The organism is Polynucleobacter sp. UK-Gri1-W3 (assembly GCF_018881595.1).
Lineage (GTDB): Bacteria > Pseudomonadota > Gammaproteobacteria > Burkholderiales > Burkholderiaceae > Polynucleobacter.
In genome coordinates, this window is sequence record NZ_JACVQA010000014.1 from 33,783 (window position 1) to 53,548 (window position 19,766).

Here is a 19,766-nt window from a genome sequence, read left to right on the forward strand (position 1 = left end):
CCCAAAAATTACTCTCTCGGATTATGACAAACATACTGCCCATCAATATCCCTCGATCGCGGGATACGCTAAATCCTCAAATCATCGACTGGGATTGGGGGGGGGAAGACGAGGCTAAAAGTTGCGCCAGCATTTGACCCGCGCTTATAAAAAATATCTCCGCCATGTCTAGTCATGATGTGTTTGCACAACCAAAGGCCCAAGCCCATGCCCGATTCTTTCTGTGAGTCTAGTAACTCAAATAATGAATGCTCTCTTTCAATAGGAACACCCGGACCGTTATCGCTAATATTGATTGTGACTTGTTCGCCCTGAAGATTGATGGCAATAAGGATATGTTTTTTCTCTATATTGTTCTTACTTTTCAGGGACTGAATAGCGTTATTTAAAACATTGAGAATGGCCTGATGAATCTCAATCGAATTAGCATTGATGTAGCACCGCTCTGGCATCTCAATTAATAATTCAATATTCGAGCCTCTGCACTCTGGCCCTACCAATTGGGCTATTGAATAGAGGAGCCCAATCAAATCAATTCTCTCTAACGTAATCGCATCACCGGAGAACAGTGCGCGCAGTGAGCGAATGATTTGTCCCGCTCTTCTTGTATCAGCCTCAATAGAATTGACGATATCCTTTTCTAGATCGAGTTTAACTACATTTCTGTCCATTAGGGATTTAAGATGCTGCGCATTTAAAAGAGATGCGCCAAGTGGTTGACTTAACTCGTGCGCTAATGATGCAGCTAAAGCGCCGGTGCTAGCAGTCTTGTTGGACTTCAGTAGATAAGAGACTAATTTTTCGCGCTCAACTAAAAGCTCTTGTATTCTCGTCCGCTCTTTTGATGCAATGTCATACTTATAGGTTGATTCACGCTCTTTTTTCCACAGTCTGCGGTAAAGGTAAGCGTTGATCAATATATAAACTATCACGTTAATCCCATTTGATGTCCATGACATCATGCTGGACAATAGATCAGCGTTTACGATATTTTGTATATTTAAGTGAGGGCTCCGATTAACCGTAATTATTCTGAATGAGTAGGCGGTAACTTGTAAAGCCAAGAAGAAAATTAATACGCCAACAACGTAATCTCTTTTTTTCCGTAGGTAGTATGCAATGGAAAAAAACTCCCAAATCATCAATGGAATTTGTGTGCCTGCCACCGTATTTACGCGAGCAACAAAGCTATTCTCCTTTAGAAAAAAATGAAGGAACACAAAGCAAAATATTACATAGCCAATAGCTAGGATATACATCACCGACCTCTTAATAGGAGCATTCCAACTGCTTAAGAAGAGAGCAAGCAACACAACAGATGCTATGTATAAATAGTTTGCAGGAAGTAAACAAACGGAACCAAAAAACGGAACCAAAAACCAAAAAAAATAAGCAATGCTTCTCAGCAAAACTGTATATCGCCAGAATAGAGAGGATTCTAAGGAGTTATGGAGTTGATTATCAACTTGCACGGTCAAGAATATTCCAAATAGGATTAGTCCGAATATTCCAAACAGCAGTTGATTCATTAATTCCATGGTTACTCTCTATTCATTTTCGGTTTGGATTATTTATGATTATCATCAACATTCTAGATCATCAAATTTACGCCTAGATTCTTTGGGCGTCTCCAGTCGAGGTCTCTGACGGCAAGGTTTAGGTGCGCTTTAAACGCAAAACTAATTGGCGAGAAGACGATTGGCGGCTTAATTGTAAATAACTTGAGTCTCTTAACTGTCAAATAGACCCAACTGATCCCCAATAGATTCAGTGCTCTTCTTGGTTAAAAAGGCGCTAGGATTTTTTGGTTGCAACTCTCCGCCCAAGCTTTGTGCCTGATGAATCATCCACTGAACTCTGCGACTAATTTGGATGCGGTAGGCATTGGGAACATTGATGGCAGATAAGGTTTCCCTAAGTCGAATTGCACTGATGTGCAGCACATAAGCAAGCTCGGTTAACTCAAGATTAGTAGTCAGTAGATTGCGTTTTTTAGTACGTTTATTTGGCATTTTTATCCTTAATTTAGTTGATTTACACCCTTTTCCCATTCTTTTTGGGGTTAGTTTTGTTGGCGCCTTAACTTTGTTTGATTAAGACAACCGCAGAGCCAGCATCAAAACAAGAACATTGCTTTCTCTGCGGTGTGCCTACTTGCGAACAATCGATCCAAGCCCCCAAAAACTAGGGTCAAGATAGACCTTAGGCCCTCGCGCGCGTAACGTTAGTGAAGCATCCTGTCATCGCTCAATAAATCATCAGGTATGTGTTGCTCGACCTCCACTACGTTTTCAAATAAGCAATCGAGTGCCCCATAGGGCTGCATGGCCATTTCCAAGAACTCACGATGAGTCATGTCGTAATCCCAGTGATGTCGCAATACATCATCCGTACTCATCTCTACACATTCAACCAGCTCAAAAAATAATTCATGCTTAATGTCATCTTCATAGGCAAGAAAGGTGGGTTCGCCATAGCTGCGCCAGACTTGTCGCCGAACCAGCTCCAATGCATCCAAGTATCTTCTTCGCATCGACTCATGGCTGTCGCCGTAGTCAAATAGCATTTCAATGATCACCGAGTAATTCTCTTCTGATCCGTAGATGTCTACATCTTCATAACTGCTTACTTCATTCTTCCAACTTATTGCACGTCATCGCGTTCTAGCCAGCACTCTGTTCCTGGCAATCTTCCCATTCATCATGCCGTACGAAGCATTAGCGATCAATATTTTGATCTTTGGTTTGTTCGCTATGGGCTTTAACTTGCTGTTTGGTTACATGGGGCTACTATCATTTGGTCACGCAGCATTCCTAGGTATTGGCAGCTACATCACTGGCATTAGCATTGTTCACTATGGGATGCCATGGGGGGCTGCAATTCTGGTTGGCATTCTGGGCGCAGCTATAGGTGGCCTCATCATGGGCTACCTTGCCATTCGCACTCGCGGCATCTACTTTTCTATGGTGACCCTAGCGCTTGGTCAAATTGTGTATTACCTCTTCTATAAGGCGGAAAGCCTTACAGGTGGCGAGAATGGTTTACGTGGAGTCCGAGCCTCTCCCCACGGAATTAATGAGGCTTTGGTGACCTCCCAAAGAAAAACCGCCCGAAGGCGGTTTTCAGTGAGAGTGCCAATCTATTAATGGGAATGAACCCCTTTAAGACTTGCTTCACCTAGAGCCTGATGCTCGCTTGGATCAATCGCTTTAATTTCTTTCAAGAATTGAGCAGTATCGATTTTTTTACCACCAAGCCAAGTGCCTTGAACTTTCACTTTATCCGTAATCTCATTCGGATTAATAGCAGTGATATCGGCTGAAAGTTCTACCAAATCCGCATACTTACCAACCTCAAGTGATCCAATTTCAGTATCACGCTTTAACTGATATGCACCATTAATAGTAGAAGCTTTGAGTGCCTGATCTAAGGTGACTGCTTGATTGGCGCCGTGAACTGTACCAACGTCAGTTGTACGAGTCACCATGTGCTGAATATTTCTCAAAGTATCTGGCGGTGAAACAGAGCCGTCGTTATGGAATGTAGTATGAATGTTGTACTTGAACGAATCTCCAGCACGCTGCCATTGTGCGCCATACTCAGGCTTAAACATGGTGCCATCCAACAAATCACCCCAATAAATATATTGGAAAGGTGCTAGTGACACTGTTACGCCAAGACTTTCTGCGCGCTTAAATTGGTCTGCACGTGCGGCACCCAAATGCTCAACACGCCAACGGTGATCAGTACCGATCAGGTTGTATTTATTAAGTGCATACTCATAGGCGTCAAGGACTACGTCAAAGCCTACGTCACCATTACAGTGAAACGCCATTTGATAACCCATCGGGGAATATTTATCAAGTAACTCATCAAGCTGCAAGCGGGTATAGTTCATACCTTTCTCACCAAGCGGCCCTAGAATAATTTCGGCATTACGAGTCCGCTCGTTATCTAAATATCCAAAGCTTTGAGCAACACTTCCTAACCAAGGGGTTCCATCTGCCCAGAGTTTGATACCGTTTTTGCGAACCATACTTGAATCGGGCCAAGTAGCTTTAACGCCAGCATCAGCATCAACAGCCATGTGATAGACGCTCATCCTCAGCGGGCTATTAGGTACAGAAGCAAGCGCCAAGTAACCCTTATACATGCCTGTGCTGTATGTATGCTCTGAAGTAGCCGTAATTCCGAGAGAGGCCATGTAGGCATACCACTCTGCTCCTGAGAGCAATAGATGCGGAATAGCCTTAGGGAGGATAGGACCTGCTACGGCCATGATGGCAGCAGTCTCATTGGCAGTTCCGTTAGAGGTGCCGTCTTGGTTGCGGCCAAAACTTCCACCTACAGGATTTGCTGGCGGTTTGCCACCTTTCCAACCCAACATTTTAATTGATGCAGTATTGAAATACACCGCATGCCCAGAATTGTCGATCACAAGCACTGGGCGGCCACTTGGAGTTAACTTATCAAGCACATCTTTTGTCGGTGTTGGAGCTTGTTGTAGCAATTTATCAACACCATTAAATATCAATGGTACTCCAGCAGGAGCTGCTTTGTCTTCCTTCAAAATCTTGGCCTGAACATCTGCCCAAGATTTATAACCCACATAAGGCGCGATCCAAAATGCAGGCGCCTGAGTTGTAATACCCGAGAGGAAGGGATGGTTGTGTGGGTCAATAAAACCCGGCATCAATACTGTTGTACCTAAATCTTTTACTGTTGCATTAGGAGCGGATGCGCTAACGTCTTTCAATGATCCAACTGCGGTGATCTTCTTGGTATTCGTATCAAAAGCAATTGCTTCGGCGCGTGGATTTTTTTCATCCATAGTAATAATGTTTGCAGCCTTTAAGACCACAACTTCCGCTGAAGCGAATAGTGGTGCTGAGCACATCACTAGGGTAGAAATAGATTTAGAAATTAAAGTACGGTTGATTTTTCTCACAAGAGTCCCAATAGGTAGTTATTGTTCCAGAAATTATGCCATTTATTAGCTATTTAAATGACCCTCCATAACCCTAATTAGCTTTAATATAGGACACTTAGCAATAGCCCTAAACATCCCTTGACCAGCCAATTGACTCCCACCTTACTTAAAAACCCAGGCAAGAAAACCAAAGGAATTAGCCTTTTTTCTGCCACCGCCCTAGGTATTGGGGGGATGATGGGTGCCGGACTCTTTTCTCTTTTGGGAACTGCCAGCGAGCATGCCGGTTCTCATATTCCCCTAGCCTTTTTACTGGGCGCTCTAGCCGCCTCTTTTTCGGTCTACTCTTATGCCAAATTAGGCGCTACTTTTCCTAGTAGTGGGGGCGCTGCCACATTCACGGTAATGAGCTTTGGCCCAGGGGTAATTTCTGGCGGCCTCAACATATTTCAATACCTTAGCTACCTCATTGCTGCCGCACTCTATGCTGCCGGCTTTTCTGAATACGCCAACACTTTGCTTGGTGGAAATTTATCCCCAAACGAAGTCAAGCTTATGGGTGCCGGCATTGTCATACTTTGCGCCGGCATCAACTTATTAGGCACCAATATTGTTGGTAAAGCAGAAATGTTAGCGATTGGTTTTGTCACTATTGCCCTTCTACTCTTTTCTGTTGAAGGTATTCATGTTGCTAACGTCGGTGCATTTCAGCCTTCCATCTGGTCTATCAATGGCATTGCGATAGCTACCGGCATCTTATATATCAACTATCAAGGCTTTGGAGTAGTTACTAACTCGTCAAACGCCATGCAAGAGCCCCAAAAAGAGTTGCCCCTTGCCATGTTCTCTGCGCTTATTTTGGTAACGATTGCTTATGTACTGGTCGGCACCGCCGTAACACTATTGCTTTCCCCTGCTCAAATGGCGCAGTACAACGGCCACGTATTAGCAGATGTAGCCCAAATCGTAGCCGGAAAGGCAGGCTTTATTGTTATCGGTGCTTCAGCACTACTGGCCTGTGCTGCCGCACTCAACGCAACCATCTTTGCCGCAGCGAATATTGCGGCTGATATGGCCAAGAAGAGTTCAGTCTCCAAAGCTTTGAGTGAGTCTGTTTTAAAAACAGAGTTACGTGCATTAACCATCTCTGCATTTTTGGTAATTGCTTTAGTGTTGGCGTTCCCGCTAGATGTCGTTGGGAAGATGGCTAGCCTAGCCTTTTTATTGGTATATGCAGCGATTACCTATGGGCATATCCTGGTGCGCAAACAAACTGGCGCAAAACTATGGCCGCTCTGGGCGGCAATTATTATTAACTTAGGTTTGTTTGCCACCCTATTTCTCAATGTTATCGAGAGTGCACCGGGTAGCGCTATCGCGCTGGGATGCGCTTTAGTTGGCTCTTTCGCTCTTGAGGCAACTTCCCGAAAATTTCTCAGGAAGAAATTAAAGACCCATTGAGCGGTGTAAGATTTTGGATTTCATTTCCAGCCAGAGGCTTTCGAAATCCTCAGCCCTATCGTCAGAAAACTGAACTGACTCAAGTAGACCGCCAAAAATAATAGAGCTCTTCTTTACCAGGGTCTTGTCAAACTCACTTAAGCTAATAGGCTTATCGTCCATATCCCTTGTGAGCTCGGCCGAGCAGACAATTGCATCCGTATCATCGCGGTCAATCACCGCAAATTCAATAAACTGCTGATTCTTAGCAACAATCACCAAGGTGCCGCGGGCATAGCAAACCGACTCATGCGCTTGCACTATATATGCAAGAAACTGGTTTCTCTCTTCATCACTCTGCATGGGAAGATCGTCAATAAAGAAAAGGTATTGATCACCTTCGCCATTGACCAAAGTAAACACCTTGGGAATGACGCCATGACCCAAGGCTAAGTTTCGGTAATAACTAGAAATTTCTACGGCAAGATTTTCGGCAAATAAGTGCATGATGATTCAGAGAAAGAATTACTCTTTACGAGTTTTAATGGATTCGATAATTTTATAGAAGGCATCCGGCTGAACCGCATTTTGACCTTTAAATGGCTGATCGGTAATAACCAATAAGGAAATCAACGCCCCCATCGTAATCGGCAAAATCTTCAAGCCTAGAAAGAATGAGTCTGAGGGCAAGAAAAGTGTATTGATGCTCATCAATGCAAACATACAAATCAAAATAACAATCCAGAATAATCCAGGCAAGCGAATGTTGGAGCGCTCGATACGGGCCTCCCTGCTCTCAGCAACCTCTTCTGATTTTTTAATGATATCGGTATACATCGCTGTTTGACGATTAGTCTGAGGCTCTATAGACATCAATTTTCGTGAAATTCCCCGCCAGAGCATATGGGTCTTCGAGCATCCCTCACCCTTTTCTAACAAAGTCCATTCATCATTGACGATGGAATTCATATACTCGAATAACTCAACACGAATGGGCGCTATAGACGGATCTCCAAAACGGGTTAGCAAGCGATCTAAGTTATTAATACGCCCAGCCTCTTGAGAGACCAAGGTATGCACTTCTCTAAAGTTAGATTGCGCTTGATTGAGCAAAAAACCAATCAACAAACCACTTAAGGTAATGATCGACCCAAAGAGACCCAGGCCTAATCGAGTGCTATCTTGCGTGGGAGCAAAAATCGGAATGTGTTGCAATAAGCGTGGCATCACATCCAATAAGGTTACGAAAAAGAGAATCAGCAGTATCAGAATTTGAATATTGCTTCTTCTGTACATCCAATTAAAGAATAGGTTTTCTTTGGAAGGAGCCTTCATATAGACTAGCTATTGATATATTTTTGTAGAAAATTGAGTGTACGTTCCCAAGCCAGTTTGGCCGCTTCAGCGTTGTACTGCAGAGGTGGCAAGCCGCGTGAATCAGACTTTGGGTTTGCAAAGGCATGCTTTGTATCGTAGCGATGAAATTCATAATTGACGCCCGCTTCTTTTAGTTTTTCCTCTAATTGATCAACTCCTGCGATCGGGAAAAACTCATCATGCAAGGCCCAATGCCCCAGCATTGGCTTAGTAATGGCTCCAGCATTAACGTACTCCAGCGGAGGATTACCGTACCAGACAACAGAGCCATCTAACTCTGGCACATTGCATGCCGCAAGAATAGTTAACGCTCCGCCCATACAAAATCCAGTAACAGCAACCTTTGCACTACCAGTAGCCTTCAAGTATTGAACAGCGCCACGAATATCTTGACCAGCGGCATCCCCAAAATTGAGATCGCCCATCAAATGCTCTGCCTCATTTGCTTCTAAGGCTAACTTACCACGATATAAATCTGGGACTAACGCGCGATAACCCGCTTTAGCCAGTCGATCAGCTACTGCCTTCACCTCATCATCAAGCCCCCACCACTCTTGAATCACAACAACACCTGGAGCATTCGCTTTATCAGTGGGTTCAACTAAATAACCATCTACTGTCTTGCCATCGGGCCGTGCGTATTGAATCATGTTTATTCCTTAATAAATTTTGGTTTTCAGCTTCTAAATTAAGCCACTGATTGAGACTTGTGATCTGAGTGAATATATCCCACAACCCAAAAAGTGAGCAAACCACAAATGGCAGCCCCATAACCAACGAGGTTGTAGTGCTCCATCCTGCCATCAGCTGTAATTGTGACTACCAGGCCTGCCACAACGGATGCTATACCGGAAGCCAACATCTGCACTGAGCCAATTAGGCTCATAAAGGTTCCCCGAATTTTGGGCTCTACCATTTGACTCACAATAGCCATGGCCGGAATCATCCGTCCTGAAATCAAGACAAAGAAGGCTGTCTGATTAACCAGCACCACCCACAAAGGAACCGGTATCAAATTGGTTGTTACTAGGATCGGTACCAAACTAATGATGGCTAGCACGCGAAATACTTTGACCTTGCCATACTTATCGGCCATATGCCCAATAAATCTGGAGCTCATCAAAGTCGCCAACCCGCCACAAAGATAGATTAGAGAAATGTAGGAATTCGCGATTCCAACGTTAGCGGTGAGGTAGAGGGCAATATAAGGAATGACAGTAAAGCCAGTCAACATAATTAGACCCACAAACAGAAAGGCACGTAGATGACGATGAGCAACAAAGACTTCGTAAATTTGCTGGAAGCGACTTCCCTCCTGAACGTGGTGCAAGTGGCCAGAAATTTTTGGAATATTACGATACGCCAGATAAAGAATCAGGGTAGATATCAGGCCAATAAACATAAATGGCGCACGCCAGCCCAATGAGGTGACATGGTTTGCCAAAAATAAACTTAATGGGACACCTGCAACTGTTGAAACTGAGAAAGCAGCCATGACTGTCCCTAAGGCCTTACCCCTTCGCTCAAACGGAATCGCATCCGCCACAATAGTTTGTACCAATGATCCTAAGATTCCACCAAAAGCACCCGCACATGCACGAGCAATAAATAGCGCATGATAATTCGGCGCAAAGCCACACACCACAGTGGCAATAATGAAGCAGACATATAAGCCCAATAACAGCTGTCTACGCTCAAAGCGGTCTATATAGTAGGTTGCAAATACCCCAGCGATCGCAGCAGCAAAAGTATAAGAAGATAGCAATAGACCAAATTGATGCGTATTGATCGATAACGCGCTGATGAACTGAGGCCCAAGCGGCATCATGATCATAAAATCCAGAATGTGGGTGAACTGAATGCCAGCCAAGGCAAGCAAAAAGAATCTTTCTTGCTGAGGGGTGCGAACTAAACTCAAAGTAGACTCAACAGTGCATATAAGGGGGACAAGAAGCTATTATCCTCTCTAGCGCATGAATCTGCTTTGGGGTAGGATTACTGCTATATCGCCAATCAACCTATTGCTGAATGGAAATTATGGCCTTGCCAACCTTGTCAGACACGACAACAACCATCTCACTTACCTTTGTTCTTGTTGATATCTTTTTTGGGGTTACGGGCTTAATCCTGATTCTCATATTCCATGGCAGCGGCTTAAATCACATGGCCATGCGTTTCGAACGTCTTACCAAGGCGAATCTGGATCGCAATCAATATGATTGGATCTTTTTTCACTTCTATGTAGCCTTCATTATTATTGCCTTGATTCATATTTGCGAGATCTTCATTTGGGCAGCCATTCTCTTTTGGTTAAACCTAATCCCCAACGGGGTAAATGCCATTCTTTTTGCAGGGAGCTGCTATACGACTGTGGGTTTTATATCCGACATTCTTCCGTATGGATGGAAAACAATGGCCTTCTTTATTGCCTTTTCGGGTCTTTTTTCAATCGCCTGGACTACTTCCACGATGATTGGAATGACAGGACTTTACAGACAAGCTTGGAATCTTAAATATCTGGGTCGCCAGAAATAACTTTAAATAAATAACCTAAAAATAGCCCTTTATAGGATTAATTTAGGGTATTTTGGGCTAAAAGAGCATGTTTTCCAGAAGCTAAGAACTACCTTAAGTTTTAATGTAGTAGCCATAAACACATCGATTTCCACCTCTAGAGGGGTCATGAGTATCGTAAATGACCCCATTCACTATCGCAGTCAAGTGCTTAGAAACCTTCACAATCAAGACTCCTGGAGGAAGTTCATCTATCCTTAAATGAACCTGGCAGCCTGCTCCGACTTTCATGGTGGGCACCCATTCAAAACCCAGACCCAATATATAGTCATGAAATACATTGCGGTGATTCCCATTTCTGGGGGACGACCCTTTTATGTTTAGCCTCTTTGCTAGACGATCGTTGCGACGCTGGGCATAACGCTCATTTGCCAGCCTTAAGTCTTCATAGACTTGCATATAAGGCAAGTTCGCAGCAATTGCGATGGATCTGACGACGCAATCTCCTGCACCACCTTTAAAGCCAGCCTCTTCCCTACCGCCATCATTCAATTGAAACGGAAACTGGGAATGTGCTTTAGAGAAGGGGTTTAGAAATCCGAACATTTGCTTGTGACCAATAAAAAATGGATTTGCTTTGTGGGCAAATCCATTCTAATTAGGGCAATAGCTAAATTACTTAGCGTGCGCCTTTTTCACCTCTAAACGCCAAGCGTGCAGCAAAGGCTCTGTGTAGCCGTTAGGCTGCTCAAGACCTTTGAAAATCAAATCGCTAGCGGCTTTATAGGCGTACGAGTCTTGGTAGTTAGGCATCATTGGCTGATACAAAGGATCACCAGCATTTTGACCATCAACCACTTTAGCCATACGCTGCAAAGCCTCGTTTACTTGGTCAGCGGTCACGATGCCATTAAGCAACCAGTTCGCAATGTGCTGACTAGAAATACGCAAAGTTGCACGGTCTTCCATCAGGCCTACGTTATGAATATCAGGCACTTTAGAACAACCAACACCTTGGTCAATCCAACGCACTACATAGCCCAAGATACCTTGGCAGTTGTTATCCAACTCTTGCGCAATCTCTTCCTTAGACCAATTAGCCTTTTCAACAACCGGAATAGTCAATAAATCATTGATCAATGCTTCAGCTTCAGCAGCGGTATCGAGCTTTTCCATTTCTTTTTGGAGCTCAGCCACGTTTACTTGATGGTAGTGAAGCGCATGCAAGGTAGCCGCTGTTGGTGAAGGCACCCAAGCAGTATTGGCACCTGCTTTAGGGTGAACAATCTTCTGCTCAACCATGGCTTTCATCATGTCTGGCATTGCCCACATCCCTTTACCAATTTGAGCACGACCACGCAGTCCGCAATCCAATCCTGCAAAAACGTTACGACGCTCATAAGCGGATAACCACTTGCTGGTTTTCATATCCCCTTTACGCATCATTGGACCTGCATACATCGCTGTGTGCATTTCATCGCCAGTGCGATCCAAGAAACCAGTATTAATAAAGGCTACACGTGCACCTGCAGCAGCAATGGCTGCCTTGATGTTGGCACTCATACGACGCTCTTCATCCATGATGCCGAGCTTTACGGTATCGGCTGGTAAGCCAAGTAATTTCTCAACGCGGCCAAACAGTTCGCCTGCAAAAGCCACCTCTTCTGGGCTGTGCATTTTTGGCTTCACGATGTATACAGAACCCTTGCGAGTATTACCAATCTCTTGGCTTGCTGGACGATTGATGTCATACAAGGCAATCAATACTGTTACTACTGCATCTAAGATACCTTCGTAGATCTCTTTGCCTTCACCAGTAATGATGGCTGGGTTAGTCATCAAATGGCCAACGTTACGAAGGAACAAGAGTGAACGGCCATGCAATGTAACGATGCCATCTTTTGCGTCAACAGCGCCGATACCAGCTTTGTACTTACGATCTGGGTTAAGAGTGCGTGTAATTGTCTTGTCGCCCTTCTTCACTTCCTCAACTAATGTACCCTTCAGAATTCCCAACCAGTTTTCATAGGCAAGAACTTTGTCATCGCCGTCTACTGCTGCAATAGAGTCTTCCAAGTCCAAGATTGTAGAAAGCGCTGCCTCAAGAACTACGTCATTGATGCCAGCAGGATCACTTGCACCAATCGTTTTGCTCTTATTGATTTCAATATCAATATGGACACCGTTATTGCGGAGCAAGATGGAGCTTGGAGCAGCTGCATCACCTTGGTAGCCAACGAACTGCTTCTCGTCAGCCAAACTAGTAGAGGTGCCGTCTTTTAACTTGATGGACAACTTATTACCGTCTACTGTGTAAGCCACTGAATCACGGTGTGAACCTTTAGCCAATGGTGCGGCTTGGTCCAAGAAGTTACGAGCATAAGCAACCACTTTTGCGCCACGAATGGGGTTGTATGCACCAGTCTTAGTAGCGCCATCCTCTTCGGATAAAACATCAGTACCGTAAAGAGCATCATACAAAGAACCCCAACGTGCATTGGCAGCATTTAAGGCATAACGTGCATTCAATACCGGAACCACTAATTGAGGGCCGGCTTGAAGTGCCAACTCATCATCTACATTCTTGGTAGTGGCCGTAATTTTTCCTGGGACATCAACTAAGTAATCAATCTCTTTCAAAAACTTGCGGTATGCAGGCATATCTTTGATTGGGCCTGGATTAGCTTGGTGCCATTTATCCAAATCCAATTGAATGCGATCACGCTTGGCAAGCAATGCATCATTTTTAGGAGTTAAGTCTTTAACGATTTCATCAAAGCCCTTCCAAAAATCCGCACTCTTAATACCAGTGCCTGGAAGTACTTTGTCTTCGATAAATCGATATAAAGGAGTTGCCACTTGAAGGCTATTACAGGTAGTACGCGCAGTCATGTTGTTATCTTCTTAAGCAAAAAGTTAATGAATAGGGTTAGTTAAATTAATGAATCAGTTAATTAGTCAGTTTTGGAATATTTTCCATTAATCCTGGAAAGGATGCTGGAGGAGAATGGTTTCATCGCGCTCTGGGCCGGTAGACACCATAGCGATTGGCTTACCTGCAACTTCCTCAATACGGCGCAGGAAGTTTTGTGCCTCGATCGGAAGCTTGTTCCACTCACGAATACCGAAAGTCGTCCCCTTCCAACCAGGGAAGTCCTCATAAATTGGCTGGCAACGGGCAACAGATTCTGCGCCGCGTGGCAATACATCTAACTTCTGACCATCCAAGTTATAGCCAACACATAAACGAATTGTTTCGAAACCGTCGAGAACATCCAGTTTAGTAATGCACAGACCAGATAGACCGTTAATCTGAATGGAGCGCTTCAATGCAGCAGCATCTAACCAGCCAGTACGGCGTGGTCGTCCAGTAACAGAACCAAATTCTTTACCAACTTCAGCCAAACGAACACCAACTGGATCTTGCTTAGCAGGATTGTCATGATCGTAGAGTTCACTTGGAAATGGCCCAGCACCAACGCGTGTGCAATAGGCTTTGGTGATGCCCAATATGTATTGCAATGAATCTGGTCCAACACCTGAACCAGCAGCGGCGTTACCTGCCACACAGTTACTGGAAGTGACATACGGATAAGTGCCGTGATCGATATCTAGTAACGTTCCCTGCGCGCCTTCGAATAACAAATTCTGACCAGATTGCTCAGCAGCATATAAAGCGCTAGAGACATCTACTACCATTGGTTTCAGGCGTTCAGCATAAGACATCGCTTCAGCCAATGTTTTCTCGTAGTTCACTGGCTCAGCGCCATAGTAATTCGTGAGCATGAAATTGTGATATTCCAAGTTCTCACGCAACTGCTCTGCAAATTTTTCTGGGTAGAACAAATCTTGAACGCGCAATGCACGGCGTGCTACTTTGTCTTCATAAGCCGGCCCAATACCGCGACCAGTAGTACCAATCTTGGCCTCGCCACGCTTCTTCTCACGTGCATGGTCAATCGCTACGTGATAAGGAAGGATCAATGTTGTTGCTTCTGAAATCTTCAAGCGAGATTGCACATCTAAGCCAGCTGATTCAAGTTCGCCAATTTCTTTGAAGAGCGCCTCTGGTGAGAGCACAACGCCATTACCGATATAGCAAATTACATTTTTATGCATGATTCCAGAAGGAATCAAACGCAGAATAGTCTTCTTGTCGCCAATGATGAGGGTATGACCTGCATTGTGACCACCCTGGAAGCGGACCACTGCTTGCGCATGATCAGTTAACCAATCAACCACCTTACCTTTGCCTTCATCACCCCACTGGGTACCAATGACAACTACGTTACGACCTTTAGTTTGCTGCTTTGAAGACATAGTGAAATCCAAAAAGATAATTACAAAATAAGTTAACTGCTTAATGCCAAATGTATTGCTTTATTTCTGGGGTACTTTTTATTTACTTCTTATTAACTTCCCAAGAGTTACCTTGCTGAACTAACTCTCGATCATATTCATATTCAGCAGCCTCTAATGAAGTGCCTACTGGAATCTGTATCACCACTTCACCCTTGCTTCTGAGAGTTTCGATAACCGCACTTAACTCTGCATCTTCAATCCAAGGGGCCAAGATGGCCAACTTGCGCGTACTTAACGGCGATAAATTGGCTAAAGTTAATAGGTCTAAAGAAAAGCCCGTTGCAGGACGTGGACGACCAAAAGCTTGGCCAACATGGTCATAGCGACCGCCTCTTGCGATTGGTTGTGGGAATTGGTCAACATAAGCGGCAAACATCACACCGCTGTGATACTGATAGCCACGCAAATCGGCCAGATCAATACTGAGTTCCAAATGACTAGACATCTTCGCTGCAGCACAAGCCAAACGCTCAAGATCTGCCAAAGCCTGGTCAATCGCCGCATGCTTAGGCAATACTTTCTTGGCATTTGCTAAAACTTCAGGACAAGGGCCATTTAATTCAGTCAACGCCATCAGCGCTTGAGCAACATTTGCAGGCAAGCAAGCCGCCCATTGACTTAAGCGAGGACGGTCCTTGCTTTGAAGCAAGCCATACAACGCTTCAATTGTTTCTTTATTAAGATTCTGACCATCCAATATCCCTGACAGAATGCCAGCGTGCGACAAATCTAGATATACCTTCTTGATTCCAGCAACAGAAAGTGTTTTAAGCAATAGGGTAATCGCCTCAAGATCGGCTTCCCAGGTTGCACAACCGTAAATCTCTGCACCGAGCTGCAATTCTTCGCGAGCTGAGCTACCAACCGGAGTGCGAGCGTGCGCTACAGATCCGGCATAACAAAGACGGGTGACGCCAGCGCGATTTAGGAGGTGTGCATCAATGCGAGCAACTTGCGGAGTGATATCAGCACGCAGGCCCAATGTACGACCAGATAGCTGATCTACCAACTTGAATGTTTGTAGGTTGAGATCGGAGCCGGTGCCAGTCAATAAAGAGTCTAAGAATTCCAGAATGGGAGGGGCAACTAATTCATAGCCATAAGACTGATACAAGTCTAAGACGGCACGACGCAAAGACTCAACCTTGCGAGCCTCGGCAGGCAAAACATCTGCAATATCTTCAGGAAGTAACCAGCGATTCATGATGTGAACTATTTGCTTTCTTATTTTTTGTGCAAGAACTTAAAGAACTCGCCATTCGGCTCTACCACCATGATGTCTTTCTTATCCTTGAAAGAGCTTCTATAGGCTTCTAGGCTCTGATAGAACTGGGCAAACTGAGGATCACGCCCGAATGCTTCCGCATAGAGTGCAGTAGCTTTCGCATCCCCTGCTCCCTTAATTTTTTGGGCATCACGATAGGCTTCCGCCAAGATCGTGTCACGTTGACGCTCTGCATTTGCGCGAATCTTGTCTGACTCTGCAGCGCCCATAGAACGCAACTCATTGGCCACACGCTTACGCTCTGCTTCCATACGGCGATAAACAGAATCGCTAATTTCTGCCAAGAGGTCAACACGCTTTAAGCGAACATCGACAATTTCTACGCCAATATCAGATACATCATCAGCAACCTTCTTGCGAATACCTTGCATCACTTCTTCGCGCTGATCAGAAATCAACTCACGAACAGTACGCTTAGTGAACTCTTCATTTAGAGCCGAACGAACTAACTGGGTCAAGCGATCTTGAGCCAAGCGCTCATCACCTTTGAAGCTAATAAAGAACTTACGTGGATCGACAATGCGCCATTTCACATAAGAATCTACTAATAAGTTTTTCTTTTCAGCGGTTATGAAGCGCTCTGCTTCTGGATTATCAATCGTCAAAATGCGACGATCAAAGAAGCGAACACTTTCAAAAGGGGCTGGAAATTTCACCTGAATTCCGGGCTGTTCAATCACGCGAACAATCTGCCCGAATGAAAACACCACAGCAAAATTACGTTGATCCACAACAAAAACACTAGAAGACAAAACATAGATCAGCGCAATAAAACCAATACCGGCTGCAATTAAACGATTTGCATTCATTATCTGGACTCCCTATCGCGACTACGGAGGCCATCACGTTTATCTGCAGTGCTATTCGTTACTGGCGCTACAGGGGCAGAGGTAGAGGCAGAGGTGGGGGATGAGCTTATAGGGTTTGTATTTGTACCAGTTGCACCACCCACAGTAACACTACCAGTTGGAGTGCTTGCTCCCGATGAGCTTGTTTGTGTATTAGCTGCTTGAGCACTTTCTGTGCTGACTTGCGCGACGATCTTATCGAGCGGGAGATATAGCAGGCTATTGCTCTTGGTAGTGTCAACCAAGATCTTAGTAACGTTGTTGTACATCTCGCGCATGCTATCGATATACATGCGATCACGAGTCACTTGAGGCGCCTTAGAGTATTCAACCAAAATTTGTTTAAAACGTGTGGCATCGCCCTCAGCGGTAGCTACTACCCGAGCTTTATAACCCTCGGCCTCTTGAATCAGGCGAGCTGCTGTACCTTTGGCGCGCGGAATGATGTCATTAGCATAGGCTTGACCTTCACTCTTGAGTCGCTCTTGGTCCTGCCCTGCTTTCACGGCATCATCAAATGCAGCCTGAACTTGCTCTGGCGGTTGAACATTTTGCACGGTCACGCTAGTTACATAAATGCCCGTTTTGTAGCTGTCCAAAATCTTCTGAATGGAGTTGGCTAAATCAATGCCAATCTTTTCACGACCCTCATACAAGACGGTATCCATCTTGCTACGAGCAACGATTTCACGCACAGCTGTTTCAGCAGCTTGCACTACCGCTGCATCGGGATCGCGGTTATTAAATAAATAATCCGTAGGGTCCTTTAAGCGGTATTGCACAGCAAAGCGTACGTCGATGATATTTTCATCTTCAGTAAGCATTGAAGAATCTTTTTGATTGGTGGCCTTAATCAAAACAGGGCGCCCTACTTCAACTGAACGCACACCAGATAAGTTCACCGTCTCTTCAGACTGAATCGGCCAAGGCATACGCCAGTTAATACCTGGCTTGGCGGTGTAATCGTACTTACCAAAAGTAAGAATAACGCCGGCTTGACCTTCTTGAATAATGAAGAAGCCACTGCAAACCCACATAAAGAAGACAACTGCTCCTGCAATCAGAAAGCTTGCCTTAGAGCCAAATGGATTGCTGAAATTAAAGTTAGGGGCGCTGATACCACCATTGCCACCGCCACTACCGCCGCCATTGCCGCGCTGTGAAGGCGGAGGAATATCAGTGCTGCTTGGTTTATTCGCTGGCTTGCTAGCGGGGTTACTTGTTACCCCAGGCTTCTTCTTACCACCAAAGATACCGGCAATTCTGTCATTGAAATCACGCCACAACTCATCCAAGTCTGGTGGGCCATCGGGCTTAGTTACAGGATTTGTTGGTTTTGCATCTACTGGCTGGTTAGTTTCTGGATCCGCTTTTGGAGCTTGACCTTCTGCCTGCCCATCTTTGACATCTTTGGATCCACCTGAATTGTGGCTATTGCCCCAACCTGGATCATTCACCGAAAAAAGGTCTAGAAATTTACGCGTCATTAGATAAATAGCTTCGGTTGGCAAGAGGATTAAATTCAGAAGTTTCTGGTCGTTCAGGTAAAGGTTCTAAAAACTCATCCGGGGCCAATTGCTTCTTGGCACGGTTGTGCTCGACCCTTATTCTATCAGTCATTTGAGAGCATTCGGCCAGGGCTGAGCGAAGTAAATCAAGGCCTAAGCCCGTCTTGGCTGACAGGAAAACCTGGCTTGGAAAGCCCTGCCCATCACGCTCTAAAACAGCCCCGCGGGTGAAGGTTTGAGGCATCTGGTCGATCTTATTCATCACCTCGATCCGAGGGATGTCATCAGCGCCAATTTCCCCCAAAACAGCCTCTACTTCGGCCTTTTGCTCTCTAGCAACCGGGCTACAGGCATCAATAACATGCAATATGAGGTCGGCATGGATAGTTTCATCCAAAGTTGCCCTAAAGGCCTCCACCAACTGGTGGGGTAAATCTCGGATAAATCCCACGGTATCAGAGACCACAATTGACCCAACTCCGTCCAAATGGACCTTTCTAGAGGTGGTATCTAAGGTGGCAAAAAGCTGGTCAGCCGCGTAAGTCCCTGCTTTGGTTAGGGCATTAAACAAAGTCGATTTACCAGCATTGGTATATCCAACCAAAGAGACCGAAAACACATCTTTGCGATTTCGAGCCCTTCTTTGCGTTCTTTGTTGGCGCTGGAGTTTTTCCAACTCATTTTCCAAGCGCTTCGCTTTGGTAGCCAACATCCGGCGATCCAACTCCATCTGAGTTTCGCCAGGACCACCGCGCACACCAATACCGCCACGCTGTCGCTCTAAGTGACTCCAGGCTCTGACCAAACGAGACATCCGATAACGCACTTGCGCAAGTTCAACTTGGGTCTTACCAATATGACTTTGCGCTCTTTGACTAAAGATATCCAAAATCAAACCGGTGCGGTCCATCACATGAAAACCAATGTGGCGCTCTAAATTGCGTTGCTGAGTTGGAGAGAGGGGATGATTGAAGATCGCAAGTTCTGCGCCCTGCTCTTCCATCACCCGCTTGAGCTCATTCGCCTTACCTGAGCCGATAAACAAAGCGGGGTCAGTCCTTCCCTTGCGGGCAATAACAGTGGCTGCGGGAATGGAGCCTGCGCTATCAGCCAACAGGCTGAGCTCGGCCATGCTATCTGCAAAGTCTTCACGCCCTGTGTCTACGCCAACTAGAACAGCGCGTGCAGCATCTACTCCGGTTTTATACAGGGCTAGCTTCTTCTAAACGGAAATCAATCGCACGAGCAGGAACGATCGTAGAGATTGCGTGTTTGTAAACCATCTGTGTCACCGTGTTGCGCAAGAGCACAACATATTGGTCAAATGACTCAATATTGCCTTGCAACTTAATGCCATTGACTAGATAGATCGAAACAGGAACATGTTCTTTGCGTAAAGCATTGAGGAATGGATCCTGAAGTAATTGAATTTTGTTAGGGTTGCTATTGCTCATACTGCTCCTTAATTATCTTTTGGTAACTACTTTTTTGGGAGTCTTGCT

The 19,766-nt window shown here is 45.1% G+C and carries 19 protein-coding genes; 3 read left to right on the forward strand and 16 right to left on the reverse strand.

The features are described from left to right. Positions 1-68: 68 nt before the first annotated feature. From ICN36_RS11390 to ICN36_RS11400, 3 genes are all read right to left on the reverse strand, one after another. Positions 69-1,538: a sensor histidine kinase gene (locus tag ICN36_RS11390; RefSeq protein WP_216228473.1), complete on the reverse strand. Its 1,470-nt coding sequence runs from the start codon at positions 1,536-1,538 to the stop codon at positions 69-71. Positions 1,539-1,730: 192 nt separating this feature from the next. Then, positions 1,731-2,012: a hypothetical protein gene (locus tag ICN36_RS11395; protein ID WP_216228474.1), complete on the reverse strand. Its 282-nt coding sequence runs from the start codon at positions 2,010-2,012 to the stop codon at positions 1,731-1,733. A gap of 212 nt (positions 2,013-2,224) precedes the next feature. Beyond that, on the reverse strand, positions 2,225-2,578 hold the full coding sequence (locus ICN36_RS11400; RefSeq protein WP_216228475.1) for a hypothetical protein: 354 nt from the start codon (positions 2,576-2,578) through the stop codon (positions 2,225-2,227). Positions 2,579-2,702: 124 nt separating this feature from the next. Here ICN36_RS11400 and ICN36_RS11405 point away from each other — a divergent pair, with 124 nt between their 5' ends. Then, entirely contained in the window at positions 2,703-3,146 is a 444-nt protein-coding gene (locus tag ICN36_RS11405) for a branched-chain amino acid ABC transporter permease (protein WP_216228476.1), read from the forward strand. Here ICN36_RS11405 and ICN36_RS11410 read toward each other — a convergent pair. Then, on the reverse strand, positions 3,143-4,948 hold the full coding sequence (locus tag ICN36_RS11410) for an amidohydrolase (RefSeq protein ID WP_216228477.1): 1,806 nt from the start codon (positions 4,946-4,948) through the stop codon (positions 3,143-3,145). The two genes, ICN36_RS11405 and ICN36_RS11410, sit on opposite strands and share 4 nt — an antisense overlap. Before the next feature lie 120 nt (positions 4,949-5,068). Between ICN36_RS11410 and ICN36_RS11415 the strand changes: the two genes are divergently transcribed. Further along, positions 5,069-6,391, forward strand: a complete 1,323-nt coding sequence (locus ICN36_RS11415; RefSeq protein ID WP_216228478.1) for an APC family permease — start codon at positions 5,069-5,071, stop codon at positions 6,389-6,391. Here ICN36_RS11415 and ICN36_RS11420 read toward each other — a convergent pair. Genes ICN36_RS11420 through ICN36_RS11435 form a run of 4 tightly spaced genes read right to left on the reverse strand, consistent with a single transcriptional unit; the run spans position 6,377 to position 9,665 of the window. After that, entirely contained in the window at positions 6,377-6,877 is a 501-nt protein-coding gene (locus ICN36_RS11420; protein WP_216228479.1) for a hypothetical protein, read from the reverse strand. The genes ICN36_RS11415 and ICN36_RS11420 overlap by 15 nt on opposite strands. Positions 6,878-6,895: 18 nt before the next feature. Then, positions 6,896-7,705, reverse strand: coding sequence for a DUF4239 domain-containing protein (locus ICN36_RS11425; RefSeq protein ID WP_216228480.1), 810 nt, complete (start codon positions 7,703-7,705; stop codon positions 6,896-6,898). Positions 7,706-7,710: 5 nt separating this feature from the next. Beyond that, entirely contained in the window at positions 7,711-8,397 is a 687-nt protein-coding gene (locus tag ICN36_RS11430) for a dienelactone hydrolase family protein (protein ID WP_216228481.1), read from the reverse strand. Positions 8,398-8,435: 38 nt separating this feature from the next. Then, the gene (locus ICN36_RS11435; protein WP_216228482.1) at positions 8,436-9,665 is read right to left on the reverse strand and encodes an MFS transporter; all 1,230 of its coding nucleotides are present in this window, start codon (positions 9,663-9,665) and stop codon (positions 8,436-8,438) included. Positions 9,666-9,784: 119 nt separating this feature from the next. Here ICN36_RS11435 and ICN36_RS11440 point away from each other — a divergent pair, with 119 nt between their 5' ends. Continuing rightward, complete coding sequence (locus ICN36_RS11440; RefSeq protein ID WP_255531319.1) at positions 9,785-10,282, forward strand: hypothetical protein; 498 nt, start codon at positions 9,785-9,787, stop codon at positions 10,280-10,282. 93 nt (positions 10,283-10,375) lie between these two features. Here the strand turns inward: ICN36_RS11440 and ICN36_RS11445 are convergent, their stop codons facing one another. From ICN36_RS11445 to hfq, 8 genes are all read right to left on the reverse strand, one after another. After that, entirely contained in the window at positions 10,376-10,867 is a 492-nt protein-coding gene (locus ICN36_RS11445; RefSeq protein WP_216228484.1) for a hypothetical protein, read from the reverse strand. Positions 10,868-10,936: 69 nt separating this feature from the next. Continuing rightward, complete coding sequence (locus ICN36_RS11450) at positions 10,937-13,153, reverse strand: malate synthase G (protein ID WP_216228485.1); 2,217 nt, start codon at positions 13,151-13,153, stop codon at positions 10,937-10,939. Between the two features lie 87 nt (positions 13,154-13,240). Next, positions 13,241-14,581, reverse strand: a complete 1,341-nt coding sequence (locus tag ICN36_RS11455; protein ID WP_216121956.1) for an adenylosuccinate synthase — start codon at positions 14,579-14,581, stop codon at positions 13,241-13,243. 82 nt (positions 14,582-14,663) lie between these two features. Continuing rightward, positions 14,664-15,827, reverse strand: coding sequence for an ATP phosphoribosyltransferase regulatory subunit (locus tag ICN36_RS11460; RefSeq protein ID WP_216228486.1), 1,164 nt, complete (start codon positions 15,825-15,827; stop codon positions 14,664-14,666). Positions 15,828-15,847: 20 nt separating this feature from the next. Next, positions 15,848-16,717, reverse strand: coding sequence for a protease modulator HflC (gene hflC, locus ICN36_RS11465; protein WP_216228487.1), 870 nt, complete (start codon positions 16,715-16,717; stop codon positions 15,848-15,850). Beyond that, complete coding sequence (gene hflK / locus ICN36_RS11470) at positions 16,717-18,213, reverse strand: FtsH protease activity modulator HflK (protein WP_370623501.1); 1,497 nt, start codon at positions 18,211-18,213, stop codon at positions 16,717-16,719. Before hflK ends, hflC begins: the two co-directional genes overlap by 1 nt. A gap of 19 nt (positions 18,214-18,232) precedes the next feature. Then, a complete protein-coding gene (hflX, locus tag ICN36_RS11475) occupies positions 18,233-19,474 on the reverse strand; it encodes a GTPase HflX (protein WP_255531325.1) in 1,242 nt (413 codons plus the stop codon). Continuing rightward, positions 19,467-19,718 (reverse strand): RNA chaperone Hfq, encoded by a 252-nt coding sequence (gene hfq, locus ICN36_RS11480; RefSeq protein WP_072582173.1) that lies wholly within the window; start codon positions 19,716-19,718, stop codon positions 19,467-19,469. Before hfq ends, hflX begins: the two co-directional genes overlap by 8 nt. Positions 19,719-19,766 lie beyond the last annotated feature (48 nt).